We start from the raw sequence: 22,391 nt of genomic DNA on the forward strand, positions 1-22,391 counted from the left end.
GGTGCGCTCAGGAGGGGAGATCAGGCCATCGGTCCGGGGGCACTCCCTCCGGGTACCGCTGGGCCGCGGCGCGGATGGCGATGGGCGTCAGAGTGACGATCTCTTCGGTGTCGCCCGCCTCCTCGCCGCCGCCGGCCACGCGGCGCAGTTCCGCGGCCTGCCCGGTGGTCGCGCAGTCCCACAGCACGCCCACCAGACCGGATGCGTCCGTGTCCTCGAACTCGTCGAAGGAGTCCTGCTCGGGCATGAGGTGGCGGCTCCGGTCGACGTAGGGCAGGTGCCGGACGCACTCGGTGAGGAACGCCGCCTTCACCTCCGGTACGGCGTCCCGGGGTTCCGGAACCGGCTGCTGCGCCCCCTCGCGGAAGCTGCTCAGCGCCCGCGCCGCCGTCTCCACCGCCAGCGCGTCGACGTCGTCCCGGTGGAGACGGACACCGGGGCGGCCCGCCGTCGCGACGGCCAGCAGCCAGAGGTGGACGACGTGGTAGCCGTAAGCGGCCCAGGCGGCCCGGGACGCGAAGCCGGAGACGCCGCCCGCCGGGGCGGGGTCCGCGTCCGGCGCTTCCCCCGTCGCGGCCCCGACGAGCCGTTGCAGGCGCTCCTCCACCGCGGCCGGTGTGAGCCGGCTTTCGACGTCGGCCCGGACGGTCCGGAGAAATCGCTCGAAGGCCGGATGCACGGCCGGCGCGGCATCTCCGGCAGTCTTCGGCCGGGCCCTGCGTGTGGCGAGACCCCGCTCATCGCTTGCGGACACGCGGACCTCCTTCTTGTTCCTCGTAGTTGTCCAGCAGGCTGCGCAGCGTGGTGATCGCGTGCCGCAGATTGCTGCGGACGGTGCTCGCTTTCACGCTGAGGAGTTCGGCGGTTTCCTGCGCGGAGTATCCGTCCAGGTGCAGGGCCAGGACCTGTCCCTGCCGGGGCGGAAGACCGCGCAGGATCTCCAGCACCTGTTCGTGCTCGTCCGGTTCGGCCCGGTCCGGTGGCACCGTTCCCGACAGGCGTGCGCTCCGCGATTCCAGGGCGAGCCGCCTGCGGTTGCGCTCGGCCTTCTTGCAGTACGCGTGCCAGGCGACCGTCCGGACCCAGCCCGCGGGGCTCTTGCACCCCGGCGACGTGCGCAGGAACTCCTGCATGGCGTCCTGCGCCGCGTCCTCGGCTTCCTCATAGGTCGCCCCGGCTCTCATCAGACTGTGCACGACCCGTGGGTACTCCGTCGTGAAGAAAGCGGCGAAGGCCGGCAACTCAGCGGGTACGGCCCCGTGATCTCCTCGGGGGCTCACGCAGGCACCTCCTCCGGGTCGTTCCACACCCTTATAGGTCCCTGGGAAGGCGATGGCGTGCAAAGGCCGCCGGGGATGTTTTCGGCAACCTCCGGCCATGGGCATTGCACGGAACGGGACTTGCACGGCAGGGGCGCTTTCCGCCCCTTCTTCGACAACAGCCCCGACGGAGGAGAGGCCCTCATGAGTCGCCGCACCGGCACCCAGCACCCCGACGGCACCGGCCCCGCCGGCCCCGAGCGCCGCCCGAGCCCCACGGAGGTCGTGGCGCTCGTCAACGGCACGACGGCGAGCCTCGGAAGCACCTACCTGCTGACGTCCTCGGCCTTGATCACCGTGCTGGCCGGAGTACTGGCTGCGGCCGTCGCGGCCCTGCACTTCGTCCTCGGCTCCTGAGCGCCCGGCGCGCCGCGGGCCGAGGCCGCGTCACTTGAGCGCGTCGTAGCCGATCTGCAGGACGTCGGCGGCGGAGATGACGGTCATGCCCCCGGCCACCCACCGCGTCGTGACGGGCATCAGCAGCAGGCCGGCGACACCGGCCGTGGCCACCCACTGGTCAGGCAGAAGGGACAGGTCAGCAGTTCGCCGACGGCGTGGCGCACCGGGCCCGGCCGCGGGGCTTCGGTGACCTCCCCGGGGCCGGCGGGTTCCTGGTAGGTGGTGAAGGGGGCCCGCAGCGGGGAGACCACGGAGTCCTTGGCGAGCATCCGGCTGATGCGGAACGTGGCGACCGAGAGCAGGGCGAGGTCGGCCGCGGACGGCCGTGCGGGAGTGGTGCGGCGCCTGGCCACCGCGATGCCCACGGCGGACGCGGTCAGGGCCGCGTACCCGCCGAGCAGCACCGTGTAGCCCAGCAGGGGCCGTTCTCCCCCGGCCTCGTCGGCGCCCTGCTCGTAGCTCCGCCGCACCCGGGTCCACCAGCTGTCGTTCCGCTGTGACCGTCGCACCGTTGCACACCGTCCTCCCAGGGCACCGTCCGCCGGTAGGGTCCCGGCCTCCGTATGCCCCGGCCCTCCGACGCTATGGCAGCTTCCGGCGGACCGCGAGCCGCGCGGCGCGGGGGTGCGGGGGTGCGGGACGGCCGGGGCCCGGGCGGCCGAGGGCCGGGCAGCCGGGGGCGGCCGGGGCACGGGCCTGTTTCCCCGCGGTCGTTCGCGGGGAACCGGAGTCCCATGGACCACGCTTCCCCGGACCACTCCTGCGCACCGGTGCTGGACGCTCTCGTCGCGTACCACGAGACCGGGCAGGTGCCGTTCACCCCTCCGGGCCACAAGCAGGGCCGCGGAGCCGACCCACGCGTGCGGGAGGCGCTGGGGGACGCCGTGTTCACCAGTGACGTCCTGGCCACCAGCGGACTGGACGACCGGAGCTCCTCCCACCACGTTCTCGAACGGGCCCAGGCGCTGATGGCCGATGCCGTGGGTGCCGAGCACACGTTCTTCTCCACCTGCGGCAGCTCCCTCTCCGTCAAAGCGGCCATGCTGGCCGTCGCCGGACCCCACCAGGAACTGATCATCGGGCGCGACGCCCACAAGTCCGTGGTCTCCGGCCTCGTGCTCGCCGGCATCCGGCCCGTCTGGGTGGATCCCCAGTGGGACCCCGGCCTGCACCTGGCCCACCCTCCGTCCGCCGAAGCGTTCGACGAGGCCTTCGACAGGCACCCCGGCGCCCGGGGAGCGCTCGTCACCAGCCCCACCCCGTACGGCACCTGCGCCGCGCTCGCCGACATCGCGGCCGTCTGCCACCGCCGCGGCAAGCCGCTCGTCGTCGACGAGGCCTGGGGCGCCCATCTGCCGTTCCACCCCGCCCTGCCGGCCTGGGCCATGGACGCCGGTGCGGACGTCTGCGTCACCTCGGTGCACAAGATGGGCTCCGGGCTGGAACAGAGCTCCGTCTTCCACCTCCAGGGCGACCGCATCGACCCCAAGGCCCTCAAGGCCTGCGCCGACCTCCTCGGCACCACCAGCCCCTCCGTCCTCGTCTACGCGGCGCTCGACGGCTGGCGCCGGCAGATGGCCGAGCACGGCCGGCGCCTCTACGACGACGCCCTCGCCCTCGCCGGACGGCTGCGCGAACGGATCGAGGACATCGACGGCATGCACGTGCACGGCCGCGCCGACTTCTGCGCCCCCGGCCTGGCCGCCGACCTCGACCCCCTGCAGATCATCATCGACATCTCCGCCCTGGGCACGACCGGCTACCGGGCCGCGGACTTCCTCCGCGAACACCACCGGATCAACCTGCACGTCTGCGACCACCGCCGCATCAGCGCCCAGCTCTCCCACGCGGACGACACACAGACCACCGGCCGGCTGCTCACCGCCCTGCTGGACCTGCCCGGGCACGCCCGCGAACTGCGCACCGACGCACGGGTGGAGGTGCCCGGCCCCGCGGAGCTGCGCCTGGAGCAGGTGACGCTGCCGCGCGACGCGTTCTTCGGCCGCACCGAACTGGTCCCCTGGGAGAAGGCGGCCGGCCGCGTCGCGGCGGAGATGCTGACCCCCTACCCGCCCGGCATCCCCGCAGCCGTGCCGGGCGAGCGGCTCGGCGCAGAGGTCCTGCGCTACCTGCGGACCGGGGTGGAGGCGGGCATGGTGATCCCGGACGCGGCGGATACCGAGGTCAAGAACGTCAAGGTGCTCGTGGAGCCGGCCGAGGACGCCTGAGTCGCGCGGGCGCGCCGCCGTGGTGGCGGTCGCGGCGGCCTCGGCCGGGGCCGGGTCCGCCGCCCGCTGCGGGCTGTGTACGATACGCCCGCACAATTGCACGAATTCGAAGGGCTCCGCCATGCCTGGCCCGCAGACCACCCCGGCACCGTCCGATCCGACGCACGACCCGGAGGGCGCGCCCCGGCAGCGCAAGCCCTGGTCGAAGCGCCGGAAGGTCGCGACTGCCGTCGCCGCCGTGGCCGTGCTGGGCGCCGTCCTGCCCGACCTGCGGGAGGACAGCGCAAAGGGCGACGCGGCGGACGCGAAAGCGGCCGGGACGAAGCAGTCCCGCGGCGTGACGCCCGGCGCGACGGCCGCCTCCGCCAGGACGCGCACCGCGGAGCCGACGCGACCGCCGGCCGCCGACTACCGCGGCCAGAACCTGGACGTCGCCTACGGAAAGGCCCGGAAGGCCGGGTTCGTCGTGAACTCCCACGATGCGTCCGAGAAGAACAAGTTCATCCGCGGCCGTACGACGTGGACCGTCTGCTTCCAGGAGGCCGGCCCGCCGCTCGGCGTGAAGCCGGTGCTCGACTTCGGCGTCGTGCCGAAGGACGCCCCGTGCCCGAAGGAGGACGGGCAGCCCATACCGTGGCCGACGATGCCCGAGCTGGTGTGGAAGACGTGGCGGACGGCCCGCGCGGAGGTCGTCGCCCTGGGGGTCCCCGCCGGCCGCATCGAGGCGCGCAAGGCGTACCGCAACGACAAGCTGCCCGACGAAGGCGAGTACGACGACTGGCGGGTGTGCGCGCACGACCCGGCCGAGGGCGCGAAGGTCGAGAGCGGCGCACAGGTGACGCTCTACCTGTCGTCCGAGGACAACGGCTGCCCGGAGCCCGACCGGGGCACCGGCACCTCCGTGGACCTGCCGGACCGGGACGGCGACCGCGATCCGGACTACCGCGACCCCTTCCCCGGCGACCGCAACCGCAACACCGCCTTCCCCGACGGGGTTCCCCGCCTGGGCGACTCCGGAGGCTCCGGCGGCTCGTCCGGCGGTTCCCACGGCGGCGGCCGGATCATCTGCCGCCACACCCGTTTGTGCTGACGGCCGGCGCGGCCCCCGCGTGCCTCAGTAGGCCGCGCGGGGCCGCGTGAATCAGTAGGCCGCGCGGGGCCGCGTGAAGTAGTCCGAGTCCTTGGGGCGGGAGGTGTCGCGGCCGGCGGGGCGGGGCGCCGGCACCAGGTGGGGTATGTACTTGGAGCAGTGGATATAGGCCTCCTCGACGGTCAGGTGCACCCACATTTCCGGACTGCGGCCGGGCGCGACGCCGGTGGGCAGTCCGGGGCGGAGACGTCGGAGGTCGCTGTCGTGGTAGAGGTGTGCGACGCCGTTGACGTGGAGCCCCACGTGGTCGTGGGTGAAGTCCACGAAGAGCATGCCGAGATGAGGGTTCTCGACCATGTTGCCCGCGCTGGCCAGCACACCGTTGCCGCGGAATTCGGGGTAGGCCAGGGTCTGTGCGTCGATCACGTGGACGAAACCCGGCGGTCCCGCCCGGAAGCTCGCGTCGCACTCCCCGTGGGAGTCCGCGGTGGCCAGGAAGACCATGGCCTGACGCCCGATGAATTCCTGCATCTCCGGCGTGAGATGGCGACGCACCTGCTGGTCGTAGAACCGGGCGGCGCGGTCCGCACTTCCCATGTGCTGCTGCAGCTGGTGTTCACCCGCTGATCCGAAGGGCGGCGGAGGCATGGTCACGAAGGGGTCTCCTGGCGGGTGACAGGTCGGATACGGGGGGGGGAGGCGCGGCTCGGGGAGCGGACCGGGGAGCGGACCGGGGAGCGTGCCGGGAAGCGGGCCGGGAAGCCGGCCGGACGGGAGTCAGAGTGCGGACAGCACGGGGGTCTCGAAGGGGTCGTGGTGGATGCGGTCGGGCCGGGTGCCGCTGACGGTGAGCATCTCCTTGGCGGAGGCGACCATCTGGGCCGGGCCGCTGAGGAAGACGTCGTGCTCGTACCAGGGCCCGTAGTCGGCCAGTACGTCCGGGAGGGAGCCGCGGATCCCGGGGATGTACTCGTCGGAGACCGCGCCCTTGATGGTCAGCCAGTGGTGCCGCTGGGCCATCCTCAGCATGTCGTCGACCCCGTACAGCTCGGCCCCGGTCCGGGCGCCGACGAACAGGTGGACCTGCCGGTACCCCCCTCGGCGGGCGACCTCCTCGACGAGCGCGCGGACCGGGGCGAGACCGGTGCCCCCGGCCACGAAGACCAGTTCGTCCTGGTCGGCCGCGTCCAGGGTCATGTCACCCATCGGGGGCCCGAGCCGGATGACGTCGCCCACCACCGCCCGGTGCACCAGCGCCTCGCTGACCGAGCCGCCGGGCACGGCGCGCACGTGAAAGGTGAGGGTGCCGTCCTCGCGGGGCGCGTTGGCGACGGAGTAGTAGCGCCAGCGCTTCGGCCACCACGGAGTCTCGATGCTCGCGTACTGGCCCGCGGCGTACTCGTAGGGAATCTGGGGACGCACGGTGATCTCGGCGATGCCGTGGCCGCGCGAGACGCGGTGGACGACCGTGGCGGGCCACACGGCGGGCCGTACCGCCTCGTCCTCCTCGGCCGCACTGATCATGACCTGCGCGACCGTGCCGTACGCCTTCGTCCAGGCGGCGGCGATCTCCGGGGTCCACGCGGAACCGGCGTACCGGGCCAGCGTGGCGAGGAGGCATTCGCCCACGGCCGGGAAGTGCGCGGCTTGCGTGCCGAACTTGCGGTGATCGCGGCCGAGGTGCCCGCAGAAACGGACGAGGTTCTCGGGATCGTCGACCAGGTCCACGATGCGGAGCAGCGCGCGCAGGAGGCGGTCGCGCTGGGTGTCCATCCCTTCCGGGAACATCGAGCGGACTTCGGGATAACGGGCGAACAGGATCGCGTAGAAGTAGACCGTTATTTCCCCTGCGTGGGGCTCGACCGCCGAGAGGGACGTCCTGATGAGGGCTATCTCGTGGTCGGACAAGGGCGCTTCGGCGGCCGCCGGCTCCTCGGCAGGCGCGGCCCGGGGGCCGCGGCCGGCAGGGACGCCGTGATCGGCGTGGTCGGCGTGGACACTGTGGTCGGCGTGGGCGCCGTGGCCGGCGTGGACCGGCTCGGGGTACTCCTGATGTTCCGAGTACTCCGGGTGTTCCTCATGCTCCGGGTATTGCTGGTACTGCGGGTATTGCTGGTACTGCGGGTACTCCCGGTACTCTGGGGCCGGGCGTGTGGGCGTGCTGCTCGGGCGACCGATCCGGAATCTCAACTGTCCAGGGCCTCCTCGGTGAATCTCCGTCGGCAGCAGGAGGCGGCATGGAAGGCGAACGGGGCCGGCATGGGTCCTCATCGGGGTGTGGAGTCAAAGAAGCGGACTAGTCGCTTCCGGATGCCCCCCGATCCTTAGGGAGCTTCACGAGGTGCGGAAGAGCCGGATCCACTAGAAGTCGGTGCGCGTTCTTGTGGAACCACGCTGGCCGAAACTGATCGGTGTGCCGACTTGAAGGCACATATCGAACGGCCTCCGGCGACATCGGCGCCGATCGCCGCACCGGCGCGCACCGGCGAAAGGTGCGCCCGTGTCCCGGTGTGATCACGAACGCGCGCTCCGGCCCTTTTGCAGGTGCTCGCTCCTGTCCGCTGGAAGGGTGGCGCAGGAATCCGCCGAGCGGCCGGGGACGCCGTCGAAGGCGACGGGGCGTGCGGCAGTGCGGACGCAGGCGGACACCAGGGACAGGTCATACGGACGGCGGGGGTGCCGGAGGTCACCGCCCGGCCCTCAGCGCATCTGCGACGCGAAGGCCTCGTACGCCCGCTCGTCGAAGAGGACGAAGCGGACCTCTTCCACGGACGTCTCCGTCTGCCGCACCGTCTCGACCGCGATGCGCGCCGCGTCCTCGACCGGCCAGCGATAGACGCCCGTCGAGATGGCGGGGAAGGCGACCGTCTTCGCGCCCAGCTCGTCCGCCACGCGGAGGGACTCGCGGTGACAGGACGCCAGCAGCTCCGAGCGGTCCTCCTCCCCCGACCACACCGGGCCGTCGGTCTTGACTACGCCGGCCTGCTCCCGGGCATGGTCATCCTCACCGTGGTCCAGCGGTGGATCCGAAAACGGTGGGCCGGACGGTCAAGTCCTCCGCCCCGGGGCAGACATCGTGCGCTGGGGTGTGCCCGAGTGCGTCGACAGCATCCGTAAGCACCCCGAACTGGGACGCACTGGATTGGATCCGGCATCTCGCCTGGGTAACCCGAAGGGGCCGGGCCGTGAGCCGGGAAGGTGATGCCGACCGCGAGAAGGCCCCGCAGCAGCCGGGCGGAGCCCACAAGGGGGATCCCGTGGCCGTACTAGACACGATCACTCAGTACGTCACCATTGTCATCGCGGTGTTCACGGGCGTCTACAACGTCTCGCTCCTCGCCCTAGGCACAATTCTTGCCCGCCGTGCCGAGGGCTCGATGCGCGGGCAGCTCCTGCGAGCGCACGAGCCGACTGTTGAACTCCCCATCGGCTGGAGCGTCTTCGTCCTCGTTCCTTGCCTGAACGAGGAACGCGTCATCGCCAACACACTGCGCTGCCTGCTCGAAGGGCAACCGGGCGCGCGCATCGTCGTCGTCGATGACGGCAGTGACGACGCCACCGCCCGCATCGTGCAGACCGTTGGCGGTGACCGTGTCACTCTGGTCCGCAGGACGCTGCCCGCCGCCCGGCGGGGCAAGGGAGCCGCCCTCAACGCGGGGCTGTACACGGTGCGCGAGCAGGCCGGGAAGGAGGGCCTGGATACGGGTCGGGTACTGGTCTGCGTGCTGGACGCCGACGGCCGGATGACACCGGGCGCAGCAGGCCGTGTGACGCTGCGGTTCGCGGACCCGGCGGTGGGCGGGGCCCAGCTGGCGGTGCGCATCCGCGGCCGGCATCGCTGGGCGCTGCGGTTGCAGGATCTCGAGTTCTGGGCCTTGAGCGCACTGACCCAGTTCGGGCGGATCGCCACCGGCACAGTGAGCATGGGCGGCAACGGTCAGTTCAGCCGACTCTCCGCCCTCGACAGCATCGGACCGCTCCCCTGGTCGGACTCCCTGACCGAGGACCTCGACCTGGGCATCAGCCTCGCGGCCCGGGGATGGACGGTCACCTCCACCACCACGGCCTTCGTCTCCCAGCAGGGACTGACCAGCCCCCGCCGCCTGCTACGTCAGCGCGCCCGCTGGTACCACGGCCACATGAGCGCCATCAGGCGCCTGCCGGAACTCTGGACCCATTCCGCCGTCGGCATCCGGGGCCGCGTCGAACTCACCTGCTACCTGCTCGTCCCGTACCTGGTCACCCTGCCCGCCTCGGTCATCCAGCACTACGCGGTCCTCCGCGCGTTGTGCGGGGACGGCGCCGGAATGCCCCGCCTCGTGCCCGGCTCGGTGTGGCTGAACGTCCTGGCCTGGCAGTCGCTGCCCTTCACCGCCTACCTGGTTTCGGCGTTGCTCTACTGGCGCCGCACCGACGACCTGCCGGCCTGGAAGGCCGTCTGCGGGTCTCCCGCCGTCATGGTCTGCATGTACCTCGGCTTCGCGGCCAGTTGGTGCGCATTGTGGCAGATCATCACCCGTCGCAGGCGCTGGACCAAGACCGAACGCGCGGTGGAGACACCCGTTGCGAGCGTCACACCCGCGACCGTCCGGAGCACCATGCCATCGACGACAGAACGGTGACCCTTCCAGGACCCGCCCCACGCTGAACGGACCCGACTCACCCGTGGGCCCGTCACCCGACCTGTCGGACAGGCGCCCTAAACCCGGAGGGCCGAGGCGGAATCCGCTACACCGCGCTGTAGCTGAGGCGGAACAGGTCCTGGGCGCGCTCCAGGTCCCGGTCTGTGCGCAGCTGGACCTCCAGGTCGCCGGTTCCGTGGTGGCCGAGCCCAGTCACGTCCCGGGTGAATCCGGGGATGAGGTCGACCTCTTTGGGGTTTGCCTTGAGGTAGACGAGTAGTTTGTCTCTCTGTGGCGGGCAGACGCAGGTAAAGTTTCGCAGTCGCTGGTACGCGCGGTAGATCTTGCGCTGCACCTTGGTGATGTCGTCGCCGAGGCCGAGCAGGACCTGGTCGGCCTCCGCGTACAGCTCCTCGATCGCGGTCTCGGCCGCGCGGGGACCGGATGCCCAGGTCTCGCTCGCGCGGCGGGTGCGCAGGGCAGCTGTCTGGGCGGCGACGGAGGCGACCGCACCCGCTTCACGCTCCAGGAGACCAACCGGTGAGCCCCGCCCCCGATGAACGCGACCGCATCCGCGCCGCCATCAACCGCATCCTCACCGATACCCCGCAGCACTCCAACGGCGCCCTGACCATCGTTGCCCTCGCCATCGAAGCAGGCGTCCCTCGCAACGCGTTGACCCAGCGCCACACCGACCTGAAGAACGAGTTCTACGAACAGGTCAGGGCTCGCGGCGGTGCCTCGGATGTTGAGACCCAGCTGCGACAACGCCCCTTCTCGGGTCGCCCGGTCCAAGGCCGGCGGCGTGACAGTCTCTATGCCCTTGATGTCCTGAACCTCCAGCCACTCTGGGCAGAGCTCAGCGGGTGTCTCCTGAACCTGCCAGTGCTGGTGCCAGCGAGGAGCCCCGTCGCCACCCGGCGCCGCCGTAACCCCCAGAGGCGCGCCGATGCCGATGCGAGCCCTGAACATCTCCGGTTCCTGCCGCACGGGCTGCTTCCCGACCGGAATGTCACCGACGTACCGGAGATCGCACGGAGCACGATGCACCAGCTGCTCGAGCACGGCGGCGGTGGCCAGGCCGCGCTGGTCACCCTGCCGGCCGTGGCCCCCGCGGCATTCACAGGCCGCTGGGCCGCCCGCCGCACCGCATCCCCCGGCGTCGGCAGCGGGCCCGCACCCCTGTGGCTGCTGGCCGGCTCCTGCGCTGTGATCGGCTGCGGCCTGGGCCTGGCCAATGGCGCCGCAATGACGACGGTGGCCACGGGCACATCAGGCACCACAGGGACAACGAGCGCCACTGCAACGGCCACCACGTTCGCCATGCTCGGCGGTGCGTGCGGACCCGCCCTCGCCGGAGCGGCGACCAGCGTGGCCGCCCGCCTGCCTGCGACCGCCCCGGGCACCCCACCCCACCCCACCTCGCACTCTGCTCGGCGGCCCCGGCCCTCGCCCTGACCGCGGTCGCCCTCACCCGCTCGCACGTCACCAAAGGCCCCACAGGGACTCGTGGAACACCCGAGCCCCGTCGCCGCCCGTGGCCCCGAGGGACGAGCTGACATCGGGCACCAGCTGGGAGCCGCCGTTTGCCGTGCCGGTTCCGGCCCGGTCCTGCGAGCCGTGCAGCCATCAGAGCATCTGCGTCACGTCTGCTCCAGTTACTCAACCGCCGTCGGCGGCAGGACGAAGGCTTTGCAACGGTGAAGGCGGTGTCCGTCTTCGTGACGAGGAGTTCAGCAGCAACGGAATGCCCCTGTAACAGCGCTGATTGAGCCGGCCCCAAAGCAACGGACGCCATCGGTCGGACTCGCGTGCTTCCTGTCCCCGGACCTCGAGCCCCTGCGCCGTCTTCTCGTGCGAGAGAGCGTCACCCGCTGACCCTCCCCGCAAGCCGTCGTCATTGTGCCGGCGGAGGCGACGCGATGATCAAAGGGCAATAGGTGCCGTGGATCAGGGTGCGGCTGGTCGAGCCGAGCAGTGCCTTCTTGAGTCCGCCTCTCGTGTGTGCGCCGACGACCAGGCAGTGTGCGCGGCGAGATGCCGATGCGAGCATCGCCGCGGGATCGCCGAGGACGACTTCCTGCCGGAGCTCGACGCCCGGGTACTGCTCGCCCTGTCCCGCCAGCGACTCCGACAGGCTCGCACGGGCCGCTTCCAGGACTTCGGTCCTGCCCGCGTCGCGGAGCCTGCGGACCAGGATCGCCAGCAGACCAACCCTGCGCAGGAACGCCTCCTCGAAGGCCAGCTCGACGGCGGCCCTCGCCGAGGGCGAGCCGTCCGTCCCGACCACCACGGGCGCGTCGTCCGGTACGCCGGAGGACGGTTCCCGCACGAGCACGACCGGGCATGGGAGGTGGCCGGTCAGGGTGTCGGCCTCGTCCCGGGGCGCGAACAGCGAGTCCGCCCCGACGTACCGCGGCGTGCCCAACACGAGGAGGCTCGCGGACTCTGCCTCTTCTCGCAGCACACGCGCGGGCCGCCCTGAGGCCAGCTCGGTACCGACCTCCAGTTCCCGGTGGCGGCGCAGCGCTTGATCGCGTGCCTCGCGCAGCAGGCCTTCTCCACGGGCGTGCAGGTGCGTCGCCCAGGAGTGCGCCCGGCTTCCGGGTTCCGTGTCCGGCGGTGCGCCGACCGGCCCCACCTGGACGTGGAGCAACCGCAAGGGCCGACGCCGCAGGGCCGCCTCGTCCGCCGCCCAGCGCACGGCATGAACGCCGAGGGGCCGGTCGGAGACCTCTGCGAGCACGGCCTGCCGACTCCCATTCATCCGGAGACTCCCTCTGGTCCTGGCCTGCTCCCTGTTTCCAGCCTGCAGCCACCGCCGATGCCGCGCCACAGAACCGTCCGGCCCTACGGGTGGACCCCGGGGTCCCCGTGCGCGCGCAGCAAATCGGAGGCACGGTGGAAGGGCGGGCGGGACGGACTCCGGGCCCGCTCGCCCCGGCCCCGGCCCGGCCCCGGCCCCGGCCCCGGCCCCGGAGGTGAGGATGACCGACACTTCGCAAGCAGCGACGAGGCTCCGTCCGGGGCTGCTGTCCTTCCTCGGCGGCGTGGGCACCGTGACCGGCAGCAAGTTCATGATCGAGACCGATCACGTAAGGGTCCTGGTCGACTGCGGTCTCTTCCAGGGCATGGCCGACCTCCGCCGTCTGAACTGGCGGCGCTTCCCGGTCGACGCTTCGGCCGTCCACGCCGTCGTCCTCACCCACGCTCACCTCGACCACTGCGGATACCTGCCCAGACTGGTCAGGCAGGGCTTTCACGGGGACGTGTTCTGCAGCGCGAACACGTCCCGGCTCGCCGAGATCGTGTTGCGCGACAGCGCCCGGCTGCAGGTGGAGCAAGCCGATCACTGCAACCGCTACGGCCACTCGAAGCACCACCCCGCGGAGCCCCTCTACGATGAAATGGACGTCGACCGCACGATGCGGCTCTTCCGGACCGTCGAGCCGGGCGAGCAGACGGAAGTAGCCCGGGACACCCGCCTGACCCTCCACCACGCGGGACACATCCTCGGCTCCACCTGGGCACTGCTCACTCTGGAGGACGGGCACACCCTGGCCTCCAGCGGTGACCTCGGCAGACCGGTGCACCCTCTGTTGCGCCCGCCGGAGCCCTTCACCGGCGCCGACGTACTGCTGCTGGAGTCCACGTACGGCGACCGGCGCCACGACACCGACAGCAGCCGTGCGGTGTTCAGGGAAGCGCTGAGCAGGACGTTCGCGCGGGGCGGGACCGTAGTGATCCCCGCCTTCGCCGTCGACCGCACCGAGGTCGTGCTGCACGAGCTGGCCGGTCTCAGGCGGGCGGGCGAGCTCCCGCCGACGGTGCCCGTATATGTGGACAGCCCCATGGCGCTGGCCGCACTGCACGTCTACGAGGACGCCCTGGCTGCACGGGCACCGGAGATACGGCCGGAGGTGGTGGATGCCGGAGCGTCCGTGCTGGACCCGGCTCCGTTCTCGGCCGCCCGTTCAGTGGCGGAGTCCATGGCCGTTCAGGAGGTCACGGGCCCGGCCGTGATCGTCTCCGCCTCGGGGATGGCGACCGGAGGGCGCATCCTGCGCCACCTGGCTCGTGTCCTCCCCGGTTCGCGGAACACGGTCGTCGTCGTCGGATTCGCTGCGCGGGGCACCCGGGCCCGTGACCTGGTCGACGGCGCGCGCACGCTCAAGATGCTCGGCGGCTACGTGCCCGTACGTGCGGAAGTCGTGAGCGTGCCGGGGCTGTCTGCCCACGGGGACGCGGCCGAGCTCCTGGGCTGGCTCCGCGGCGCCCCCGCGCCGAGCGTGACGTATCTCGTGCACGGCGAGCCGGAGTCGGCCGCGGTGTTGCGGACCCGTATCGAGCGAAGCCTGAGGTGGACCGCGGTGGTGCCCCGGTCCGGCGAGCGAGTCCTGGTCCGCTGAGTTTCTCCTGCCAGGTCATCCGCAAGGGAGGTATCACGTGCCCCGTACGGTGTACCGAGGCTCCTGCGGTCGCCTGGGCGGTCTGTGATGCCGGTCGGCACCGGTCTTCTGCGACCGGGTGACGCCCCGGGCCCGCCCGGTGCTCCTCCCCCGGCGGACCGGTCCAAGGTGCAGATGCTGCCGTCGTCGGCCGTTTTCCCCGCCCTGGACAGCAGCCCCAGTGGTCTGCCGGACGCGGAGGCGGCATCGCGCACCGCACGTTTCGGTGCGAACGAGCTGCCGCGTGCGGCCCGTAGAGCACCTTGGCGGCAATTGGCCGCCCAGTTCACCGACCTGTTCGCCGTCGTGCTGATCGTCGCCTCGGCGATCACCTTCCTCGCCTGGGGACTCCAGCACCCGAGAGACATCGGGACGCTGCAACTGGCCATCGCCATCCTGGGCGTGGTGCTGCTCAACGCGGTCATCGGCTTCGTACAGGAGTACTCGGCGGAGCGTACGGCAGAGACGCTGCAGGCGATGGTCCCGCACGCTTGCCGTGTGCTGCGTGCCGGGGTGCGGCGGGAAGTACCGGTGCGTGACCTGGTCCCCGGGGACGTGATGCTGCTGGAGGCGGGGGACGCAGTGCCCGCGGACTGCCGTCTGGTGGAGTCGTACGACCTGTCGGTGAACAACGCGGCACTGACCGGAGAGAGCGATGCCGTGGGGCGCACGGCCGAGGCCGTGGCCCCCGGGCCCGTGCTGCAAGCGCGCAATTTCGTGTTCATGGGCACCGACGTGGTCGTCGGCTCGGCCAAGGCGGTCGTCTGCGCGACGGGCGGGGCGACGGAGTTCGGGCGCATCTTCCGTCTCGCCGCCGCAGCCCCGCGCCAGCGCACTCCACTGCAACGACAGGTGGCCGTCATGGCGCGCCGCGTGGCGGTGGCGGCTCTCGCGACCGGTGCCGTGCTGTTCGCCGTACGGCTTCCCACCGGGCAGTCGCTGGTGTCGTCGTTCGTGTTCGCGCTCGGGGTGATGGTGGCCCTGGTCCCCGAGGGGCTGCCGGCAACCCTGTCGGTGTCGCTCGCCGTGGGGGTGCGGCGCATGGCCCGCCGGCACGCCCTCGTGAAGCAACTGCTCGCTGTGGAAGCCCTCGGCTCCACCACCGTCGTGTGCACGGACAAGACCGGCACGCTCACCCAGGCCGAGATGACCGTGGTGCAGGCCTGGGCGGGTGGCGTCACGCACGCCGTCTCCGGCGTCGGATACGTGCCCGAGGGCGAGGTGTCGGGCGACGGACAGGCACATGACCTGCTCCGGTCGGCGGCGCTCTGCTGCGACGCCCGGCTGGTGCCGCCGTCCGGCCGTTGCGGGTGGCGCGTGCTGGGCGACACGACCGAGGGTGCCCTTCTGGTGGCGGCCGCCAAGGCGGGTATCGATGTGCTCTCGGACAGTGCCACCACACCCCGTACGGCCACGTACCCGTTCGATCCGGTGCGCAAGATGATGAGCGTGGTGTGCGCAGAGCCCGGCGGTGACGGCCACCGGTCGTACGTCAAAGGGGCACCACAGGAACTGCTGGGCCGGTGTGCCGACATCGACTGGCAGGGATCACGCAGGCCCCTGACCGGTGAAATGCGGGCCGCAGTCACCGCAGCCATCGACGGACTCGCCGCCCAGGGGCTGCGGACGCTCGGCGTGGCGGCCCGCACGGTCTCCGGTCCCCGGCCGGCTCAGGACGAGGCCGAGAGCGGGCTGACGCTGCTGGGGTTCGTGGGCATGCTCGATCCTCCCCGTCCGGAGGTCAGTGCCGCGGTGGCCGCCTGCCGCTCCGCCGGCATCCGCATCGCCATGGTGACGGGCGACCATCCGCTGACGGCCGAGGCCGTGGCCCGGAGGGTCGGCATCGTCCGTGGGTCACGCCCCACCGTGGTGACGGGCAGCCGCCTGGACGCCATGGACGACGAGGAGTTGGGCCGGCTGCTCGCCTCGTCCGGCGAGCTGCTGCTGTGCCGGGTCAGTCCCGAGCACAAGATGCGGGTGGTCACCGCCTTCCAGCGGCGCGGCGAAGTGGTGGCGGTGACCGGTGACGGGGCCAACGACGCGCCCGCCCTCAAGCACGCGGACATCGGGGTCGCCATGGGCGCCTCCGGTACGGACGTGGCCCGGGAAGCGGCCGTCATGGTCCTGCTGGACGACTCGTTCGCCTCCATCGCGGTGGCGGTACGGCTGGGCCGATCGGTCTACCAGAACATCCGCAAGTTCCTGGTCTACCTCTTCAGCCACAACGTCGCCGAGCTCGTGCCCATCCTCGCCGCGACTTTCGCCGGCTTCCCGCTGGTCCCCATCAGCGCTGTACAGATCCTGGCCATCGACCTGGGCTCGGACGTCCTGCCGGCCCTCGCCCTGGGCACCGAGCCGCCGGAGCCCGACGTCATGGAGCGCCCGCCCCGCTCGCGGGACGAACGGCTCTTCTCTCCCGCCGTCGTCCGCCGCTTCCTCTTCCTGGGCACCATCCAGGCACTCGGCGTGTGTGCCGTGTTCTTCTGGCACGTGAACTCCGCCGGCATCCCCTACTCCGCGTTCACCGCGGACAACCCCGTCTACCGGGAGGCGATCACCATGACCCAGGCCGGCATCGTGGTCAGCCAGTTCTTCAACGCCCTGGCGGTACGCACGGAGCGGCAGAGCATCCTGCGCGCCGGCCTGTTCTCGAACCCCGCGCTGCTGGCCGCCGGGCTCCTGGGCATCGGTTTCATGGTCGCCATCAGCTACGCACCGGCACTGCAAGCCGTCTTCCACACCGCACCGCTGAGCGCGGCCGACTGGGCGCTGCTGGTGTGCCTCGGGCTCCTCCTGCTGGTCGCCGAGGAAGCACGGAAGTGGTGGCTACGGCGCAGGGAACCGGCCGCCGGAGAGGGGGCGAACCGATGAGGCTGATCATCGTCGGCTGCGGCAGGGTGGGTTCCACCTTGGCGACCCGGCTCGTCGCCGAGGGACACGACGTCGATGTCGTCGACCGGGTCGCCCGGGCCCGTCGGCTGCTTGCGGAGAACTTCGGCGGCCGGTTCCATACGGGCAACGGCTACAGCCGGACGACCCTGGACTCGGCCGGCATCGAACACGCCGACGCCTTCGTCGCCGTCACCTCCCGCGACGACAGCAACATCGTCTGCGCCCGTACGGCGAAGGAGACCTACCGGGTGCCGATGGTCTTCGCCCGCGTCTACGATCCGCGGCGTGCCGACCTCTACCGCGAGCTGGGCATCCCGACGATCGCCGGCGTGAGCTGGACGGTCGACCGCATCCACCGGATGCTGCTGCACCGTCATCTGGAGCCGGAGCTCACTTTCGGCAACGGCGAGACGCTCCTGGTGCGTTCTACCCTCCCCCATTACTTGACGGGCCGACCGGTCACCGACTTCGACGTGGACGGAGAGATCCGCGTCGTGGAAGTCACCCGCGCCGGGCACTCCCTCCTCCCGGTCCACGGCACCCCGGCCGAGCCGCACGACGTCGTGACCTTCGCCGTCGCCGCCAAGGCCCTCGGCCGGCTGCGCGCCTTTCTCGACAAGGAGCTGGGAACATGAAGGTCGTGGTCGCCGGAGCCGGCCGGCTCGGGACGAAGATCGCCCAGGTCCTGGTCGCCACCGGCCATCAGGTGACGCTCGTCGACACCGACGAGGAGCGTGTCGACGAGCTGAAGGGACAGGCGGACGCCGACCTGGTCGGCGGGGACGCCTGCGAGCCGGCAGTCCTCGAACACGCCGGCGCGCGGAGGGCCGACCTGGTGGTCGCGGCGACGGGACAGGACGACACCAACCTCGTCACCGCCCTGCTGGCCAAGCGGCACTTCTCGGTCCCCCGCGTCGCCGCACGCATCAACGACGACGAGAACGCCTGGTTGTTCGACCGGCACTGGGGCGTCGACATCGCGCTGCCGGTCGCCTCACCCCTGGTATCACTGATCGAGGAGGCCACGGCGGCAACCGACACCGTGGCCCTGCTGCGCCTGAGCAAAGCCGGGGTCGACGTGATCGAGACGGCCATCACCGAACAGTCCCGGGCATCGGGCCGGACGCTGCACGACGTCCCGCTCCCCGCCGGCACGATCGTCGCCACCGTCATCCGCGACGGCCAACCGACCGCTCCCGCTCCTGGGCTGCTACTCCGACCGGGCGACGAGGTCCTGCTCGTCTCGCACGAGGCGTCGGAACGGGAAATCCACGCCGCCTTCCAATGACAAACGGGAGGCGCAACGATTCGGGGGTCGCGCGGCCGTACGGGGCCCGGTCCTCATCCGGTGCCCGTTCCCGACGCACGCCATGGGTGCGTGTCACGTGTCCGCGCACGCCGTCTCCCGTCGCCCTCCGGCACGAGCCGCGCCTGCAAGCGCATCGCCGCGTACCCGAGCACGAATCCGGCGCAGGCGACGCCCGTGTCGGACAGGGCCGGAGGCTGCGTGCCGAGCAGTTCACGCAGGAGCGGCACGTACGCCCCTGCGATCTGCAAGGTCAGAGCGGCTGCCAGTGCCAGGAGGAGGAAGGGGTTGGCCAGAGTTCCGGGCCGAGCCCGCGAGCCCAGGCCGACACCGAGCTGGGTCGCGCCGAGCACCAGGAAGACCAGCGTCTGCCAGGGGCGGCCCGTGCTGAGCGCCCAGGATCCGACAGCCAAGGTGACCGTCGCGATGAGGGCGCCCAGGACGAGGATGCGCGCCCACAGACCTGCCCCCAGCACGCTTTCCTCCGGCGGTCTGGGCAGCCGGTGCATGGAGTCACCGGCCGTGGGCTCGGCGCCGAGTGCCACGCCCGGCAAGCCGTGGGTCAGGAGGTTGATCCACAGGATCTGGGCCGGGAGCAGCGGCAGGGGCATGCCCAGGGCCGGGCCGGTGAGCATGACCAGGATCTCCGCACTGCCGCCCGCCAAGGCGTAGAGCAGGAAGCGCCGAACGTTGGCGTAGACCCGGCGCCCCTCTTCGACGGCCGCCACGACCGTGCCGATGTCGTCGTCGGCCAGGACCAGGTCGGCGGCCTGCCGGGCGACCTCCGTCCCACGCCGCCCCATCGCCACGCCGATGTCGGCCCGGCGCAGCGCCGGCCCGTCATTGACTCCGTCGCCCGTCATCGCCACCACGTGCCCGGCCGCACGCCACGACTCGACGATGCCGACCTTCTGCTCCGGCGTCGTGCGGGCGAATACCCGGACTGCCGTGGGGTCCCCCGCCCTGTCGCTGTTGAGCTCCTCACCGGTGACGGCTTCTTCCTCTGCTGAGGCGATGCCCAGCCGCCGGGCAACGGCTTCCGCGGTCAGTGGGTGGTCTCCGGTGACGAGCACGGGCGTGATGCCTGCCGCCCGGCACGCCGCTACCGTGCCGGCAGCGGCTTCCCGCGGCGGGTCGAAGATCGCGACAAGCCCGAGCAGGATCAGGCCGCTCTCCCGGTCTTCCGGCGCGGAATCCCTCCAGTCGGCCGCCGCCACGGCCAGCACCCGGTATCCTTCGCCCGCCCAATCGCCTGCCCGCGCCAGCGCCTCGTTCCGGGTCTGCTGATCGCCATGGGCGAGGACGTCACCGCGCAGAACGGTTTCGGGCGCGCCCTTGCAGACGACACGCAGTCGCCCTTCGGGGCGGCAGTGCACCGTGGTCATGCGCTTGCGCTCGCTGCTGAACGGGATCTCGTCCACCCGGGGCATGGCCTCGCGCAACTCGGCGGCTCGCAGGCCGAGCCGGTCCGCAGCGGCCAGCAGGGCGGCTTCCGTGGGATCGCCGAGCGCCGTCCAGGCTCCGTCGCCGGCGCCGGGAGGCTGGAGCTCGGCGTCGTTGCACAACAGTGCGGCGGTCAGCAACTCGGCCAGGTCCGGGGCCTCGTCGGCGCGGAGGACACCTCCGTTCCGCTCGACGCGCCCATGCGGGGCATAGCCGACGCCGGAGACGGTGGCCTCGCCGCCCGCCGGTGTCCACAGCCGCTGGGCGGCCATCCGTCCCTCGGTGAGAGTGCCGGTCTTGTCGGTCGCCAATACAGTGATCGACCCCAGGGTCTCGACGGCGGGCAGCCTGCGGACGATGGCGTGCCGGGCGGCCATCCGGTGAGCGCCCAGAGCCAGGGCGAGCGTCACCACTGCCGGCAGCGACTCGGGAACGGCCGCGACGACCAGGCTGATCGCCGCCACCACCATGAGTTCCACCGGTTGCCCGCGCCCGATGCCGACGAGCAGCATGACGACGGACAACCCGGCGGCGACCAGGGCCAGGAGACGACCGAAGCGCGCCAGCCGGTGTTGAAGCGGGGTGAGGCCGGGCGGCGCGGCCATCAGGGCGGCGATCCGGCCCATGGCACTGGCGGCGCCGGTCGCCGTCACCTCGACGCGGCCTCGGCCCCGTAGGACCACCGTCCCCGCCGCCATCGTCGCGGCGGCGGGGTCGTCCGAAAGTTCCTTGGCCACCGGCAAGGACTCACCGGTCAGTGAGGACTCGTCCACCAGCAACATGGCCGCTTCGACGACACGGCCGTCGGCGGGCACGATGTCACCCTCACCCAGCAGGACCACGTCGCCGGGTACGACCTCCGCGGCTTTCGCCTCCCGCTCGGCACCGTCGCGCACCACGCGCACCACCGGGGCGCTGAGGGCCCGGAGAGCCGCCACGGCCTTCTCAGCACGGACCTCCTGCGCCACGCCGACCGCGCTGTTGGCCACAATGACGATCCCGATGATCGCCGTGTCGACGAGGTCGCCGGTGGCAGTGGTGAGCACCACGGCAGCCAGCAGCACCAGAATCAACGGGTCACGCAGCTGGGCGAGGGCCCGCCGCCACACCGGCGTGGGACGCACGGAGACGATCACGTTGGGGCCGTGACGGGCCAGACGGCGCCCCGCCTCGGCCTCGGTCAGCCCCTGGGGGGTCTGCGGTGCCGTCGTCACCGGTGCACCACCTCCCCGGGCCGTCGGGCCTGCAGCCCGCTGCGGGTCCGGCCTCCCGCAACCCTGCCACGGGGGCTGCGCATCGCTGCCTCGTCGCAGCACCGCCTTCCGCCCCATCTTCCCCAGCCCGACAGCTGTCCGCATTCCGGAGCCCGGGCGCGCCCTGACCTGCTCCGACATGCTGCACCGATGTGTATGCCGCACTGTGGAAGGGTGAGCCCGTGCGCCGCGATGGTCCGGGCAGCACTTCGACCGCGCGCAGCGAGGGGACCGGCATGCTTGAGAGAGCCACGGACACGCCCGCAGGCGTCGACGCAGTCAAGGCGGTCGGAACCGTGTCGAAGGACGACTACCAGAAGGTGGTCGAGCCGCTCATCGACGACGCCCGGCGTAGCGGCCGCCGTATTCGGTTCCTGTGCGAGATCGGCCCTGACTTCACGTCCTTCACCCCCGGGGCCGCCTGGGAGGACCTCAAGGTCGGCATGGGTGCCATCAGCCTGTTCGAGGGCTGTGCGGTCGTCACCGACGTGGGCTGGATCCGCGAGTCCACTCGCCTGACAAGCTTTCTGATGCCCTGCCCGGTACGCACGTTCGACAGCCACGAACGTGACGAGGCCCTGCGCTGGCTGGCGTCGCTTCCTGAGGGACCTGGCATTTCCCACCGGCTGACCGATTCCGACGTACTCGTGGTGGAGGTCGGACACCCCCTGCGTGTACAGGACTTCGACGCCCTCGCCCTGACCGTGGACAGCTGGCTCGCAACACACGCCGAATTGGCAGGTGTCGTGATCCATGCCCGCGATTTCCCCGGCTGGGAGAACATCGGTGGTCTGATCCGTCATGTGCGGTTCGTTCACGACCACCACCGGAAGGTCAGGAAGATCGCGCTAGCAGCTGACAGCAAGGCCGCAGCCCTCATTCCCCAGTTCGCGAATCACTTCGTCCGGGCCGAAGTACGGCGGTTCGAATACGACGAACTCGACGACGCCCTGACGTGGGCGGCCGCCCCTCCGGCCAGCTAGTCGGTACGTTCCCGCACTAGGCCCGGGCCGCTACCGGTTTACGGCTCGCCGCGATCCCCGTCGAGATCACCCGGGAGAACGGGCAGTACGTACTGAAGGCGGAGATGCCCGGGCTGGACCCGGAGGACATCGAGATCACGGTCGAGGGCGAGACGCTCACCGTGAAGGCCGAGCACACCGAACGCGAGGAGGACAAGCAGCATTCGGAGTTCCGTTACGGTTCCTTCGAGCGGTCCGTACGGCTTCCGGCACCGATACCGGAGCAAGGGGTTACGGCCGAGTACCGGGACGGCGTCCTCACCGTGCGCGTACCGCAACCCGAGAAGACGGCGCCCGGCGCACGCACCATCGCGGTCCGGCGAGCGGACTGAGGGCGGTCACGAGCACTGCGAACGGTCGGCCGCCTCC

Annotated in this window: 17 protein-coding genes and 3 pseudogenes; 11 read left to right on the top strand and 9 right to left on the bottom strand. The window is 71.4% G+C overall.

Going from position 1 to position 22,391, the window contains the following annotated elements:
* Nucleotides 1-7: 7 nt before the first annotated feature.
* Complete coding sequence (locus NQU55_RS11960; RefSeq protein ID WP_168096310.1) at nucleotides 8-754, bottom strand: hypothetical protein; 747 nt, start codon at nucleotides 752-754, stop codon at nucleotides 8-10.
* Nucleotides 738-1,385: an RNA polymerase sigma factor gene (locus NQU55_RS11965; protein WP_308402219.1), complete on the bottom strand. Its 648-nt coding sequence runs from the start codon at nucleotides 1,383-1,385 to the stop codon at nucleotides 738-740. The genes NQU55_RS11960 and NQU55_RS11965 overlap by 17 nt, the downstream gene beginning before the upstream one ends.
* A gap of 78 nt (nucleotides 1,386-1,463) precedes the next feature.
* Here NQU55_RS11965 and NQU55_RS11970 point away from each other — a divergent pair, with 78 nt between their 5' ends.
* Nucleotides 1,464-1,676, top strand: a complete 213-nt coding sequence (locus tag NQU55_RS11970; RefSeq protein WP_168094751.1) for a hypothetical protein — start codon at nucleotides 1,464-1,466, stop codon at nucleotides 1,674-1,676.
* A gap of 30 nt (nucleotides 1,677-1,706) precedes the next feature.
* On the opposite strand, the pseudogene NQU55_RS37320 reads toward NQU55_RS11970, so the two are convergent.
* Nucleotides 1,707-1,987 (bottom strand): annotated as a pseudogene (locus tag NQU55_RS37320) (DUF1360 domain-containing protein).
* A 465-nt stretch (nucleotides 1,988-2,452) separates the two neighbouring features.
* Between NQU55_RS37320 and NQU55_RS11980 the strand changes: the two are divergent.
* Together NQU55_RS11980 and NQU55_RS11985 are read left to right on the top strand one after the other, a co-directional pair.
* Nucleotides 2,453-3,946 carry an aminotransferase class I/II-fold pyridoxal phosphate-dependent enzyme gene (locus NQU55_RS11980; protein WP_168094750.1) on the top strand — a complete coding sequence of 498 codons (1,494 nt, stop codon included), beginning with the start codon at nucleotides 2,453-2,455 and terminating at the stop codon, nucleotides 3,944-3,946.
* A 121-nt stretch (nucleotides 3,947-4,067) separates the two neighbouring features.
* Nucleotides 4,068-5,036 carry a PASTA domain-containing protein gene (locus tag NQU55_RS11985; RefSeq protein WP_168094749.1) on the top strand — a complete coding sequence of 323 codons (969 nt, stop codon included), beginning with the start codon at nucleotides 4,068-4,070 and terminating at the stop codon, nucleotides 5,034-5,036.
* Nucleotides 5,037-5,087: 51 nt separating this feature from the next.
* On the opposite strand, the gene NQU55_RS11990 is transcribed toward NQU55_RS11985, so the two are convergent.
* The 3 genes and pseudogenes from NQU55_RS11990 to NQU55_RS12000 all read right to left on the bottom strand — a co-directional run.
* Entirely contained in the window at nucleotides 5,088-5,684 is a 597-nt protein-coding gene (locus NQU55_RS11990) for a pyridoxamine 5'-phosphate oxidase family protein (protein ID WP_168094752.1), read from the bottom strand.
* Nucleotides 5,685-5,813: 129 nt separating this feature from the next.
* Nucleotides 5,814-7,226, bottom strand: a complete 1,413-nt coding sequence (locus NQU55_RS11995; protein WP_240976724.1) for a globin domain-containing protein — start codon at nucleotides 7,224-7,226, stop codon at nucleotides 5,814-5,816.
* 510 nt (nucleotides 7,227-7,736) lie between these two features.
* A pseudogene (locus NQU55_RS12000) lies at nucleotides 7,737-8,012 on the bottom strand (macro domain-containing protein); the annotation flags it as partial.
* Between the two features lie 209 nt (nucleotides 8,013-8,221).
* Here NQU55_RS12000 and NQU55_RS12005 point away from each other — a divergent pair.
* Nucleotides 8,222-9,658 carry a glycosyltransferase family 2 protein gene (locus tag NQU55_RS12005; protein WP_168094748.1) on the top strand — a complete coding sequence of 479 codons (1,437 nt, stop codon included), beginning with the start codon at nucleotides 8,222-8,224 and terminating at the stop codon, nucleotides 9,656-9,658.
* Nucleotides 9,659-9,764: 106 nt separating this feature from the next.
* On the opposite strand, the pseudogene NQU55_RS12010 reads toward NQU55_RS12005, so the two are convergent.
* Nucleotides 9,765-10,166, bottom strand: a pseudogene (locus tag NQU55_RS12010) (DUF5655 domain-containing protein); the annotation flags it as partial.
* Nucleotides 10,167-10,198: 32 nt separating this feature from the next.
* On the opposite strand from NQU55_RS12010, the gene NQU55_RS36790 reads away from it, so the two are divergent.
* Nucleotides 10,199-11,116 carry a hypothetical protein gene (locus NQU55_RS36790; protein ID WP_308402215.1) on the top strand — a complete coding sequence of 306 codons (918 nt, stop codon included), beginning with the start codon at nucleotides 10,199-10,201 and terminating at the stop codon, nucleotides 11,114-11,116.
* A gap of 439 nt (nucleotides 11,117-11,555) precedes the next feature.
* Here NQU55_RS36790 and NQU55_RS12020 read toward each other — a convergent pair whose 3' ends face one another.
* Nucleotides 11,556-12,425, bottom strand: coding sequence for a universal stress protein (locus tag NQU55_RS12020; RefSeq protein ID WP_168093549.1), 870 nt, complete (start codon nucleotides 12,423-12,425; stop codon nucleotides 11,556-11,558).
* Between the two features lie 220 nt (nucleotides 12,426-12,645).
* Between NQU55_RS12020 and NQU55_RS12025 the strand changes: the two genes are divergently transcribed.
* From NQU55_RS12025 to NQU55_RS12040, 4 genes are all read left to right on the top strand, one after another.
* The gene (locus NQU55_RS12025) at nucleotides 12,646-14,067 is read left to right on the top strand and encodes an MBL fold metallo-hydrolase RNA specificity domain-containing protein (RefSeq protein WP_168093548.1); all 1,422 of its coding nucleotides are present in this window, start codon (nucleotides 12,646-12,648) and stop codon (nucleotides 14,065-14,067) included.
* Between the two features lie 174 nt (nucleotides 14,068-14,241).
* Nucleotides 14,242-16,977: a cation-translocating P-type ATPase gene (locus NQU55_RS12030; protein WP_168093547.1), complete on the top strand. Its 2,736-nt coding sequence runs from the start codon at nucleotides 14,242-14,244 to the stop codon at nucleotides 16,975-16,977.
* The gene (locus tag NQU55_RS12035; RefSeq protein WP_168093546.1) at nucleotides 16,974-17,633 is read left to right on the top strand and encodes a potassium channel family protein; all 660 of its coding nucleotides are present in this window, start codon (nucleotides 16,974-16,976) and stop codon (nucleotides 17,631-17,633) included. Before NQU55_RS12030 ends, NQU55_RS12035 begins: the two co-directional genes overlap by 4 nt.
* Nucleotides 17,630-18,286 (top strand): potassium channel family protein, encoded by a 657-nt coding sequence (locus NQU55_RS12040; RefSeq protein ID WP_168093545.1) that lies wholly within the window; start codon nucleotides 17,630-17,632, stop codon nucleotides 18,284-18,286. Before NQU55_RS12035 ends, NQU55_RS12040 begins: the two co-directional genes overlap by 4 nt.
* Nucleotides 18,287-18,339: 53 nt before the next feature.
* Here NQU55_RS12040 and NQU55_RS12045 read toward each other — a convergent pair whose 3' ends face one another.
* On the bottom strand, nucleotides 18,340-20,961 hold the full coding sequence (locus NQU55_RS12045) for a cation-translocating P-type ATPase (protein WP_256790484.1): 2,622 nt from the start codon (nucleotides 20,959-20,961) through the stop codon (nucleotides 18,340-18,342).
* Nucleotides 20,962-21,152: 191 nt separating this feature from the next.
* On the opposite strand from NQU55_RS12045, the gene NQU55_RS12050 reads away from it, so the two are divergent.
* On the top strand, nucleotides 21,153-21,983 hold the full coding sequence (locus NQU55_RS12050; RefSeq protein WP_206329462.1) for a SpoIIAA family protein: 831 nt from the start codon (nucleotides 21,153-21,155) through the stop codon (nucleotides 21,981-21,983).
* 65 nt (nucleotides 21,984-22,048) lie between these two features.
* Nucleotides 22,049-22,354, top strand: a complete 306-nt coding sequence (locus NQU55_RS12055) for an Hsp20/alpha crystallin family protein (protein WP_168093551.1) — start codon at nucleotides 22,049-22,051, stop codon at nucleotides 22,352-22,354.
* Nucleotides 22,355-22,391: the final 37 nt, after the last annotated feature.

Origin of the sequence: Streptomyces telluris (assembly GCF_024519335.1) — a bacterium.
GTDB classification, from domain to species: domain Bacteria; phylum Actinomycetota; class Actinomycetes; order Streptomycetales; family Streptomycetaceae; genus Streptomyces; species Streptomyces telluris.